Origin of the sequence: Flexilinea flocculi, assembly GCF_001192795.1 — a bacterium.
Classification (GTDB): Bacteria; Chloroflexota; Anaerolineae; order Anaerolineales; family Anaerolineaceae; genus Flexilinea; species Flexilinea flocculi.
On the sequence record NZ_DF968181.1, the window covers coordinates 54,327 to 65,805 of the forward strand.

Annotated in this window: 10 protein-coding genes; 3 read left to right on the forward strand and 7 right to left on the reverse strand. The window is 42.3% G+C overall.

Going from position 1 to position 11,479, the window contains the following annotated elements:
- Window positions 1-62 precede the first annotated feature (62 nt).
- Complete coding sequence (locus ATC1_RS05240; RefSeq protein ID WP_062279066.1) at window positions 63-1,451, forward strand: ubiquitin-like domain-containing protein; 1,389 nt, start codon at window positions 63-65, stop codon at window positions 1,449-1,451.
- On the forward strand, window positions 1,439-2,281 hold the full coding sequence (gene rsmA, locus ATC1_RS05245) for a 16S rRNA (adenine(1518)-N(6)/adenine(1519)-N(6))-dimethyltransferase RsmA (protein ID WP_062279068.1): 843 nt from the start codon (window positions 1,439-1,441) through the stop codon (window positions 2,279-2,281). The genes ATC1_RS05240 and rsmA overlap by 13 nt, the downstream gene beginning before the upstream one ends.
- 120 nt (window positions 2,282-2,401) lie before the next feature.
- Here the strand turns inward: rsmA and ATC1_RS05250 are convergent, their stop codons facing one another.
- Window positions 2,402-2,611: a cold-shock protein gene (locus ATC1_RS05250; RefSeq protein WP_062279070.1), complete on the reverse strand. Its 210-nt coding sequence runs from the start codon at window positions 2,609-2,611 to the stop codon at window positions 2,402-2,404.
- 335 nt (window positions 2,612-2,946) lie between these two features.
- Here ATC1_RS05250 and cyaB point away from each other — a divergent pair, with 335 nt between their 5' ends.
- Window positions 2,947-3,552 (forward strand): class IV adenylate cyclase, encoded by a 606-nt coding sequence (gene cyaB / locus ATC1_RS05255; RefSeq protein WP_062279072.1) that lies wholly within the window; start codon window positions 2,947-2,949, stop codon window positions 3,550-3,552.
- Here cyaB and ATC1_RS05260 read toward each other — a convergent pair.
- The 6 genes from ATC1_RS05260 to ATC1_RS05285 form a co-directional block, all read right to left on the reverse strand.
- Window positions 3,546-4,922, reverse strand: a complete 1,377-nt coding sequence (locus tag ATC1_RS05260; RefSeq protein WP_062279073.1) for an MATE family efflux transporter — start codon at window positions 4,920-4,922, stop codon at window positions 3,546-3,548. The two genes, cyaB and ATC1_RS05260, sit on opposite strands and share 7 nt — an antisense overlap.
- A gap of 294 nt (window positions 4,923-5,216) precedes the next feature.
- Complete coding sequence (locus ATC1_RS05265) at window positions 5,217-6,149, reverse strand: SprT-like domain-containing protein (protein ID WP_172667723.1); 933 nt, start codon at window positions 6,147-6,149, stop codon at window positions 5,217-5,219.
- A gap of 289 nt (window positions 6,150-6,438) precedes the next feature.
- Window positions 6,439-7,071: a GyrI-like domain-containing protein gene (locus tag ATC1_RS05270; RefSeq protein ID WP_062279076.1), complete on the reverse strand. Its 633-nt coding sequence runs from the start codon at window positions 7,069-7,071 to the stop codon at window positions 6,439-6,441.
- Between the two features lie 196 nt (window positions 7,072-7,267).
- On the reverse strand, window positions 7,268-9,496 hold the full coding sequence (locus tag ATC1_RS05275) for a WD40 repeat domain-containing protein (RefSeq protein ID WP_062279078.1): 2,229 nt from the start codon (window positions 9,494-9,496) through the stop codon (window positions 7,268-7,270).
- The gene (locus ATC1_RS05280) at window positions 9,493-9,876 is read right to left on the reverse strand and encodes a DUF1257 domain-containing protein (protein ID WP_062279080.1); all 384 of its coding nucleotides are present in this window, start codon (window positions 9,874-9,876) and stop codon (window positions 9,493-9,495) included. Before ATC1_RS05280 ends, ATC1_RS05275 begins: the two co-directional genes overlap by 4 nt.
- 6 nt (window positions 9,877-9,882) lie before the next feature.
- Window positions 9,883-11,424, reverse strand: coding sequence for an AAA family ATPase (locus tag ATC1_RS05285; RefSeq protein ID WP_062279082.1), 1,542 nt, complete (start codon window positions 11,422-11,424; stop codon window positions 9,883-9,885).
- Window positions 11,425-11,479 lie beyond the last annotated feature (55 nt).

Here is an 11,479-nt window from a genome sequence, read left to right on the forward strand (position 1 = left end):
GACCCGGATATTTGGGTCTTTTTTTTTATTCTTTTTCTCTGATTTGACGGTAAAATTTCTCTATGAAGAAACGAATCTGGTTTGTTTTTCTGGGTTTCTGTCTGATTTTTACCGGAAGCATGCTTTACCTGACGAATTCTCCACGCCGAATTCAGCTTTTAGTGGACGGTGTGCCGATGAAAATCAAGACACGGAAGATTCGAACGGATGCAATTTTAAAGGAAACCGGGATCCCTTTTTCCGATATTGACAGAATCTTTCCGCGCTTAAACTATTGGATGACCGAGAATTATTTATTGCGCGTAGACCATCCATCGACTGTTGAACTGATGCGGCAGGATGAACAGATTTCTTTTATTAGTTATGAAAATATCGCTGGAAATATTTTACTTTCAGGAGGAGTCAAATTATTCCCCGGAGACAAAATTCTCTGGAATCAGACAGAAATTCAAGCCGATTCGCTGATCGGAATGGAATCCAATATTCAACTATCCATAACGTCTCAGAATTTTTTCAAATTGGTTCGCGATTCATGGGATAGTCCGCAAATACGCTATACGCAGGCGTTGACTGTCGGGGAGGCGCTGCAACAGCTTGATGTGAGCATTCCGCAGGGTGCATTGATATTCCCTGAAAGGGAAACCGTTTTTCAAAATGGAATGACAATTGAGATTTGTGAGCCAAAGATACTGACCATCTCTTCCAACGGTATTGAATCTCAAATCTCAGCCTGTGGAAAAACTGTCGGAGAAGCGCTGTCCAGAGCAGGTGTTCCGCTGGAGAATTTGGATTATAGTATCCCTTCAGAAGGCAGTCCGCTTCCATCAGATGGCAAAATTTCAGTTTTTCGAGTGCATGAAGATATGTTGCTTACTGCCTCTGCTCTACCAAATGAAATCGAATGGATTCCGGATAATACCAAACCATTAGACTCCACAGGAGTGATTAAGGAAGGACATGCCGGGGTAAAAGGCGTATTAACGAAAATCCGCTATCAGGATGATGTTGAAATCTCCAATGTATCAGAACCGGAAACTGTCCTGATTGAGCCTGAGAAAGCTGTCCATTCATATGGGACGCAGATTCAAACTCAGACCATCACAACTGCAGATGGAACATTCGAATATTGGCGTTCTATTCCCGTATATGCCACTTCATATTCGCCTTGCAGGAGTGGAGTTGACGCCTGCCTCAACGGCACATCTTCTGGCGCCAGAGTCGAAAAAGGTATCATTGCGGTCAGTTATGACTGGTATTTAAAATTCGGCGGTCAGCGTGTCTATATTCCCGGATATGGAACAGGAGTGATCGGAGATGTGGGAAAATCTCCCACGAATGATAATCGCTGGGTTGATTTAGCTTATTCTGATAATGACTTTGTTGGCTGGAGTGATCATACGACGCTGTATTTTTTGACTCCGGTTCCGACAGAAATACAATGGGTTTTATAATGGATGGATCCGAATCTTTTTCGATACAAAAAATATTGAAACAATATGGTTTAAAACCACATAAAGGTCTGGGGCAAAACTTCCTGTCTGATGATGGTATTCTGGAAAAAATTATTGATACTGCGGAAATATCCTCAGATTCAGCCGTATTGGAGATAGGACCCGGATTAGGCAGTCTGACCCGTCACCTTGCACGGCGATTTAATAAAGTGGTTGCAGTGGAATTGGATAAAAGTCTAATTCCTGTCTTGAAAACATTATTATCTTCTTTTCAGAATGTCTCTGTAATCCAGGGTGATATTTTGGATTTCCAACCGGCAGATGCCTTTCAGGAATCGTATTCTGTTATTGCCAATATCCCATATTACATTACTTCCGCTGTAATTCGTCATCTGTTGGAATCCACAGTGAAACCGGAAAAAATGATTCTGACTGTACAGAAAGAAGTTGCTGAAAGAATTTGTGCGAAGCCTGGGAAACTCAGTTTATTGGCTTTAAGCGTTCAGATTTATGGGGAGACCGATATGCCGCTTTTAATCCCTGCCGCATCGTTTTACCCTGAACCCAATGTTGATTCCGCAGTGGTACGGATCCGCCTTTATGAAGAACCGCGAATTGCGCCGGAACTTATTCCTATGTTTTTCAGGTTGGCAAAAGCAGGATATGGACAAAAAAGAAAAACGCTGCGCAATTCAATCTCCGCAAATTTTCCGCTTGGAATTGCGGATGTGACTGAAAAACTGCAAAAATCCGGAATTGATCCGATGCGCAGAGCGGAAACGCTGTCAATTGAGGAATGGAATTCGCTTTTACGGGAATTTGCTTGCTAAGCTCATTTTAAGGAAAATAAAAAGCGGTTGAATTATTCAACCGCTTTCGTTTTTTTTATTAGATACCTTGGTACAGATTTGAAATTGATAACTTCATTTCCCTAAGGTTTTTTCTCTGAATTAGAGAAGAACGACGTTGCTGGCCTGAAGACCTTTGGGACCGTGTTCAATCACAAATTCAACTTCTGCGCCCTCTTTCAAAGTGCGGAAACCGTTGCCCTGAATGGCGGTATAATGAACGAAAATATCTTCACCTTCCGGCTGAGAAAGAAAACCATAACCTTTTGATTCATTGAACCACTTAACTGTACCTTTTACTGTGTCACTCATTATGAAACTCTCCTAAAAACTTTCCCTCGGGATTACCGAGCTTACAAAAAATTTCGATTTGGCTTCGCAGCCATATCGTTTCGAACTGATGAAGAAGAAATTATTTATAAAAAAACCACCTTCCCTGATAATTGAGGAAAGCGGTTCTGCTACACAATCTCCTTAACCACAGATATATTTATATCATTCTTTCAAAAAAAAAGCAAGATATGTGACAAAATCGCAGCGATTCGAAATATAGACATACTTCCTGAATACGAACAATAATGAATTTTTTTCATATTTCAAATTACTGAAGCATTATACCGACTGGCGAAGATGCTACAATAAGAGATATGACGAATACTATTGAAAATTATCTCACAGATCGGGAAATTGAGGCAAAATTTCCGATTCAAGATGCCGGTGAATGGATTGCCAGGCTGGAAGCTATGGATCTTGTTTGTGAACAAAGAAAGTGTCATGAGATGAACTACCGCTTTGACACGGCTGAACGGAAATTGTCTGCAGCTCATCAGGTGCTGCGCCTGCGAACAGAAAACGGCGCAGTGACATTGACTTTTAAATGTGCGGAAAAGGCACAAGATGGGATTGCTTACCGTGAAGAAATTGAGACGCATGTTTCCGATGAAAAACAGATGCAAGCGATTCTCGAAAAACTTGGTTTTGAAGTGTATTTTATGTATGAAAAATTTCGCAGCGTTTTTCGATTTGATGATGTTCTATTGATGGTGGATCATACTCCAATCGGCGATTATCTGGAAATCGAAGGGACGGATGAGAAAACGATCCGTGACCATGCGGGTAAACTTGGCCTGGACTGGAATACAAGCACAACGAAAAGTTATCAACGCTTATTTAAAGAATGGGCTGCCAACGTTCATTTTTCCGGGAGAGATATGCTGTTCAAAGAAATTCAGAAATTTCAACAAATTTATTGATAGACAATATCCTCCATGGCGAGGTTGTTCATCCATTTTTTGGAAATGAACCGTGAAAAGACGATCACACTTTTGAAGATTTCTTCCATCATAACGCCAAAATATACGATTGAAATTGGCTGATGAAAAACATTCGCCAATATGAAAGCAATCGGAATTCCGATAAACCAGGAGCAGCCGGAGTCAACAATCAGGCAAAATCGCACATCGCCTCCGGCACGCAAAACGCCGATAATCAAGGTATACGATGTTGTTCTTGCCCAGAGACAGGCTGCCATGATCGCCAGAATATGAGCCGCATAGTCGGTAGCTTCCGGTGACAGGGAATAGATGCCCAATATTTTCTTGCGAGCCAGAAAAACTGCTGAACCAATGGTTAATGACAGCAGAATGGATAATGTAACCGAACGTTTACTGTATGTATATGCTTTTTCCTTCTCATTGGACCCCAATAAATTGCCTGTCATAATACCGCAGGCATCTCCGACACCCAGAAAAATCGTAAACATAAGACTGTCAATTGGACTCACAGCGCCGACAGCGGCAATGGAGGCGGTTGAAATATTTGCATAGATTGAAGAGTAAACATTCGTTCCCAGCCCCCAGATTCCTTCGTTGATCATCACTGGCAGAATATTCTTTATGGCGGCTCTCGTTACCCGTTTTTGAAAATCGAACATATTTCGGAAGGTAGCTGCCACAGGATACTTTTTTAAATAGGTGAGCGATATCAGCAGAACAAATTCACCGGACCGGGCGATCAGCGTTCCGATGGCTGCTCCTTTGACTCCCATAGCCGGAAAACCAAAATGACCAAAAATAAAAATCCAACTGAGTATGACTTTTAATATCAGAGAAATTCCTGTGGTGAACATCGGCACTCTGGTATTGCCCGTACAGCGATGCGCGCTGGCAAACATATTGGTGATCGGGAATAGAAGGTAGCTGATGGACAAGGTCGAGAGATACATTGCGCCGGTACGGATTACTTCAGGATCGTCGGAATAAAGGGAAAGGATCTGGTTCGGCAGGATCGCAGTTAAAGTAAAAAAGATAATTCCTACACTGGCACAACCGATCAGTTGGATTCCCATGATGCGATGGATGTTCTGTGTGTCTCTTGCACCCCAGTATTGGGCATTGAGAATGGCGCCACCTCCAACCAAACCAAAAATAATCGTGTTGAACAGATAAAAATAGAATTGATTGCAGATATTGACCGATCCAAGCGCAACATCTCCCAAGGATCCGATCATCAGACTGTCAATCAGATTTATGGAGGAATTAATGGCGTTTTGGAGAATCAATGGAATTGCAAGATTCCAGATTTTTCGGTAATACTCTTTATCAGAAAACAAAAAATGAAACATATAGAGACCTCAACGGCTCAACTTTACCACAAAAAATCAATTTCTTTCATATTTCGCAGTAATTCGAAATATGAAACAGCAAATCCAAACAGGGAAAGAATTCCTTGTAGTTGTATTGTTTTTTAGCGAAGCTAAAAAACAATACAACTACAAAAGAATCCTCCCCATATCTCGAATTGCCGGGACCTTATCAGAATTTTCCGCAATTCGTAACTTTAGCCAGTCCCCTGAATACAGAAAGCGTATCTGTTATTGGTGCCGCAAATCTGGTAAAAAGTGTAAAACAGCAAATAATCAAGCAGCCGGCATGCTCAGATGATTGATATAAGCTTCTGCCTTTTCATAATCGGGGAATGATTTTTCCAGTTTTCGGAATTTTGTTGTATGAGCAATTCGGCGGTTCCCTTTTTGGTCAAAACCCAGCGCTTTGTGCAGCATCTCATGATACATGACAAATTCGATTACATAGTCGGGTGTCTGTTTTTGATCCAGCGCTTTATTGATCATAATGGTGTCGGTTTGATAATTGTAAGTCCCCATTCTGCATTTATTAGGCTGGGCTGACCACTTAATGATTGGTTGCTTCATCGTATTGTTGAAAAAAGTCTTGTTAACTTTCGAGAAGACTTCTACCAAATTGAAGTATCTCCCATTGGTTTTTATCATCTCTTTTCTGACAGGTAGATTTTCTTGAAAATAATCCCTGATCTTTCCAATTTGCGGTTCTTGTTGAATGGCTTTGAAGATCTGATTCAAATGTTCTTTTTTGCGGGAGGAAATTGCATGAGCGAGATCTTTGATCTGAGAATCTGCCAGTCCGATGACTGCCTCCTGCATTTGGATTGAAATCACATCTCTTGTTTCCTGATACGATAAAAAAACGGAAAATGGGTAAATCTGTATATTGATCAAAGGATGAAAAGTTTTACGGTTTTCACTCAACGATTTAAGAAATTTCTGCAGAAAGAATATATGCAGGCGGTATTGTTTTTCCCAATACAGAAAATTTATCCAACGGTTATAAATCGCATAGCTGCGGCTGGTTTCAACAATCCCTTTGGCAGCTAATATTCCGATATTCATTTTTGCTGACTCCATCAGGCTCCAAATTTGTTCGTCATCGGATTTGGTAAAAACCGGTTTTTGTGCAGAATTCTGAAATGTTTTCTGCAGATATTTCATCTGAGCAGTAATGGAAAGTTCTGAAAAGCTGTTCCGTTTCTTCAAAAAGGCCTCAATTTTCATTTTTGTATCAGTGTGTCAATAAAAAAAAACTTTACTCTGTTTTGAAATATTTATTGATCTGTCATTGCGATCAAAGAGAAGCAATCTCTTTCCGGATGGTGCTCTGCCAAACATGTGGCGGGGAGATTGCCACGCAATGATAGGCTCCTTATTGCGATTCCTGTGAAAATTGAATTCTATTTTCATTATCGGATGTGTAATTTCTTTCATACTTCATAAAGCTTTCCCAAATGTCGAATTCCAGATAAGAAACGGGCTGATATTCGGATCCTTAATGAATTTGACAGCGCAATACGGTGCGCAGTTTCTCCGGTGCGGTTTTACGTGGATCAGAAAGGTAGATTTCGCGATGTGTGTGGGAAATCCTTGACAATCCCTGTTCAATAAGAAATTGTTCTATCTTTTGGAAACTTCTGGATTCGCTGTCAAATGAACCGATGTGCATCATTTGGACGCACAAACCTTCCTGGAAGGTTTCAAATCTTGCTTCATCCAGTTTTGGATTTGGTTTTTTCTTCTTGACGATTCCGAGAATATCCTCAGCAAAGGACTCGCTGACAAAATCCGGCTGCCGAATCATTAAAGTATAAATAAATCGATTTTTATCTAATCTCGAAAAGTCACTGCTCTCATCGGCCTGTTCCAAATCCCAGACACCTTCCAGTGGATAAATCGTGTATTCCTGATACTGCTCTGGTGCGTTTCCGGATTTGGGTGACATTTTTATGGAATAGGAAATAGAATAAAGAGCCTGAACCGCATCCGAAAAGGATTCGCTGGTGTTCGGATCTCCCTTACCCGAAATCATAAAAAATTTCATTTCAGGAATGGTGATTAAAACCGGATGTTCTGCCGGAAGGTAATACATTTTTTCATCTTTTTTATAATCAAGTTTTCCAGTCATTATTCCTCCAATTATCCAAAAATTCGAAATGTAGGAAGAAATATTCATTGTTGTGTTATTTTGTACTTCGGGGAAAAATAACACAACAATAAATATTTTCTCTCTATTTGGAAAGTATGTCGAAATTTCGAATTGCTGTCCGTATGCACAATTTAAAACTTCAGCTATGCTGAAGGTGCTTGTTGCAGAGGATTCACTATTCTGAAAATTCTATCTCGATATCAAACCTGCGGCGCCAGTCTGCAATTGCCTTCATTAATAATACCGAATTTTTAACCGCAGGCAGCGAACTGCGATTGAGAAAATCATCGAGCTCTTTTGCGGATGGTATTTCGAGGATGGAATACGTTTTTGTAAACCAGTGGAACAGTGTCAGATCCCATTCCGTAATTTCACTGTTCATTCTTGCAAGAAAGAAAGTGGAACAGTCGCTGCTGATTTGCATCGCAGTAATCGCTCCGACATTTTCCTGGTTGTATATCTCTGCCATTTTGCTACCAGAACAAAGATTGAAAACAGAGCATGTACCGGATTGTGTTCCCAGGGCGCAGATTTCCCCTGGCAGAATATCCAGAATCGAGAGAATCCGGTCATCAATTTCCGGAGATGTATCTTCGATGATCGCCTTTTGACTCATCAGGTTCCAGCACGATATACGATTGCTGCTTGATCCGCAGGTTACCAGCCCTCTCTGATGATTCTGTCCGAGGATAAAGTTGTCCGGCGCTGTCATAAACGATGATACGGTTTGACTTTTGTTGGGATCAAAGCAGGTCAGTTTTCCATTTTGACTTAATATAATGATGCGGCTGTTCTCTGAATCGAAAGAAACTCGCAGGAGATCGGATGTCTGACAATTGAACTCCCGGATTAAAGTACCGTGCGGAAATCCCCAAATCGCGCCAAAACCGGCTTGATCGACCGTATAAAACCGTTTATTGTCCCGGTCGACAAATAATCCGATCAGCGGCATTTTTTGCGATGGAATGGATTTAATCATTCTTCCGGATGGAATTTGAAAGATCTGAATACGATTATCGCGGGTGGCAGTAAGCAAATGAGATCCATCCATGGAAAAGCTCATGGCTCGGAAGCTGCTGCAACTGTTTAGAGAGATGGGAGGAATACGACGATCACGGATATTCCAGATCTGGATCTCATCGTTCAGAAATGATGCAGCCAGATGCTCAGAATCAGGGCTAATGCAGAGCTGAATTGGGTTCTTTTTTTGTGAAAAATAGCGGTGTACCAACGGGACAGGAATGGTTTGTGGCAGTGTATTCATCATATTCCCGATCCGGGTAAAAAAGTTTATCTCCTCAGAATTTTGCGGGAAAAAAGATGCTGATTCCAGTATCTGATAAAGCATCGGTGTGAAACAGAAAGGAACAATCGGAAGCAGTTCCCAAAGTTTTTGCATCTTCCCGCTATCCTGCAGCGATTGAATCAATTCGAACCATTGGGAAAGGGAAAGCGTTTTACGCTCTGTTTGAAATTGCACTGAAGCATCAAGATCTCTGAGCCATGCGACATGGCCGGTTTTGCGGCTGATTAAAATCAGTCTGCGTTTAAAAACATCATCGGCCGCAATAAACGTTTTGCGAATCTTTCGATATTCAAAATCCGACTGATTGTATAAATCCCATTGTTCTGTCAGGAAAAAAAAGACCGCATGCTGGTCTGGATCCTGTGGGCGAAGCTGATATTTCATGCAGGCTTGATAACTGATCGGATCACCATATTGTAGAAAAAAATCTGCAATGATGGATCTCTGGGCTATGAATGATTCAGACATTGTTTCAACAAACAGCAGTTTTTCTTGATCTGAGAAAGATCCATAATTTTTAGTGATTCGTTGCGTGTCTGGCTGACCGCTTGATATCGATTGAAAATAAGCTGCGATGATCATCCAATTGGGCTGAATGGCTTTTTCTGTATGTAGCAGCCTGTTTTGGATCCCGATAGATGACTGCAGAAAGTATTTGGTCAGAAAACGCAGCTCCGGATCGATTTTCTTTAATCCCTCTCTATTGTTCAGGATCCAGTATTTCGCGCTGTTTTGTTCGGAAACGGGAAGTTGGAAATCGTATTGTCGCATTGCTTCCAGCGCCAATTCATTCCGATCCTGAATCGCCAGATCGAAAACTGCCTGAATGGCGTCTGCATCATTCTTTTTGCCGAAAAATATCAGTACTGCAAACGCTCTCTTTTGCAATTCTTCTGAAACGGCACTTTTTACCGCAGTTCTTAAAGTTTGAATGATCTCCTGTTTATTTTCCTGTGGGGATTTTTCAACCGCTTCTGAAAGCATCGCAATTGCGCCGATACTGGCAGTCTGGTACAGCAAATCCAAAGGGATATTTTGCGGGATCACAGGGGTGGTTAATAGTGCGAGTAAGAGTTTTAGATCCGGATTTTGCGTCATGACTCATTCATTCTTCTCAATACCAGATGAATCTGATTTTTTTCATCTTTTTCTTCCTGCGCAATTTGAAATCCCTGTTCAGAAAGTGTTTTTAGCACAGAGAGATACGCATATTGTTGCAGAACCTGATTTTTGAATTTTTTCGGATCGAGCTGAATTTGGAACCAGTCCGCTGCAATCTTATACCCGGTTTTACTTTTTCGGAAACCAATCGGAGCTGAATAGGGAATCTCTACCAGAAAATCCACTTTCACTGTTCGGTCCATGCTCCGGATTTCCAGATTTTCTGCTTGATTCACGACATAACCGAGTTGCTGCAGCGCTTCCAGTAAAATATCGCGATCCATAAGTCTGGTTTGAACGATCGAAATATGAGACATGCTCGCTTACTCGGGTAAGGTTTTTATTTCAATTTGAATGGGAACAAACTGGCTTTCCGCCACTGATGAGTCTCGGAACGATGCGGATTGAGCTCGTCCTTCCCGCAGCCAATCCCGCAGCTTTTCCACATTTTCGCGCTGAGAAATGGAGATCGGGACCTGTTTTTGAAGCGCCGCCAGTATGTCCTCTGTGGTAAATTCTCTGCGATGGTCATTAAAACCGATATACATCGCATCAATTACTGCCTGTTCGATTTCTGATCCGACATATCCGCGGGATGCCTGTGCCAGCCGCTGCAGGTCATAAGCATCCGGAAGCCGTTTGCGTTTTAAAATATGAACTTCAAAGATTTCTTTGCGTTCCGATTCTGTAGGAAGGTCAAGGAAAAAAACCTCATCAAAACGTCCGCGCCGCAGCAATTCCGGCGGCAGCGCAGTGATATCATTGGCTGTGGCGACAACGAAAACCGGCGCTGTTTTTTCCTGCATCCAGGTTAACAAGGATCCAAACACGCGGGTGCTTGTTCCGGCATCTAATCCGCCGTGTGAAAGCGCCTTTTCTAATTCATCAATCCACAGAATGCAGGGCGCGATGATTTCAACAATCGAAAGTGCCCGGCGAACCCGCTCTTCGGATTCTCCGACCAGACTGCCGAACAATGCGCCAACATCCAACCGCAGGAGCGGCAGATGCCACAGCCGGCTGATCATCTTTGCCGTCAGACTTTTTCCAGTGCCTGGAATTCCGATCAGTGCAACGCCTTTTGGCGCCGGCAGACCATATGCAGCTGCCTCATGCCCGAATGCCTGTTCGCGCAAGTTGAGCCACTGTTTCAACGCTCCCAGTCCTCCGACATCAGCAGGCGTCTCGTCGGTATCCGTGTATTCGAGCGCTTCAACCTCCCGAATAATTTGTTTCTTTTCCTGGCTTACAAAATCAATATCCGCCTCACTCAAAAATCCTCGGCTGACAATTGATTTTGCAAACACGCGCTGAGCCTGCGATGCAGTTAATCCCAATGCTGCCTGCAGCAATTTTTCTTTTCCGGAAGGGCTGAGCCGAATTTCGACACCCGGAGTCAATTGGAGTTTATCCAGAACCTCTTCAAGCTGCGTGATATATGGTAGCGGGTAATCCAGAATCACGCTTTCATTGATCAATTCAGAAGGAATCTCTGCACCGGCGGCAGTGATAATAATTGACTTTTTTGAAAATTTTAATGTCTCGGCCAGCGTGCACAGTTTTCGTTTGATGCTGGAATTATTCCAGAATTCATGATAGTCTTTGAGGATGAAAAGGCAGGGCTCCTGCGGATCCGCTTTTTCGATTTGTTCCAGAACAGTCAGGGCGTCGCGGCCCCCTTTTGGAGCTGCATTTCCGATGATCGGCTGAAATCCATCAGCGATATCCCAGGCAATACAAGATCGTCCGGTGTTCTGACACAACATTTTCAATGTGTCGATGATACGTTCTTCTTCTGGAGACAGTATCAGAATCAACGTTGCTTTTGAGCGTAAATATAAATCAACTTCTGTAATAAAATCCATGGCCACATTATACTATAGCTGTCATCCTTCGTACGCTGGAACCAGCGATTCGAAA

Bases quoted from the DNA above. Each gene is read 5' to 3' on its own strand.
- ATC1_RS05240 (WP_062279066.1), top strand. From the start codon at position 63: ATGAAGAAACGAATCTGGTTTGTTTTTCTGGGTTTCTGTCTGATTTTT.
- rsmA (WP_062279068.1), top strand. From the start codon at position 1,439: ATGGGTTTTATAATGGATGGATCCGAATCTTTTTCGATACAAAAAATA.
- ATC1_RS05250 (WP_062279070.1), bottom strand. From the start codon at position 2,611: ATGAGTGACACAGTAAAAGGTACAGTTAAGTGGTTCAATGAATCAAAA.
- cyaB (WP_062279072.1), top strand. From the start codon at position 2,947: ATGACGAATACTATTGAAAATTATCTCACAGATCGGGAAATTGAGGCA.
- ATC1_RS05260 (WP_062279073.1), bottom strand. From the start codon at position 4,922: ATGTTTCATTTTTTGTTTTCTGATAAAGAGTATTACCGAAAAATCTGG.
- ATC1_RS05270 (WP_062279076.1), bottom strand. From the start codon at position 7,071: ATGACTGGAAAACTTGATTATAAAAAAGATGAAAAAATGTATTACCTT.
- ATC1_RS05275 (WP_062279078.1), bottom strand. From the start codon at position 9,496: ATGACGCAAAATCCGGATCTAAAACTCTTACTCGCACTATTAACCACC.
- ATC1_RS05280 (WP_062279080.1), bottom strand. From the start codon at position 9,876: ATGTCTCATATTTCGATCGTTCAAACCAGACTTATGGATCGCGATATT.
- ATC1_RS05285 (WP_062279082.1), bottom strand. From the start codon at position 11,424: ATGGATTTTATTACAGAAGTTGATTTATATTTACGCTCAAAAGCAACG.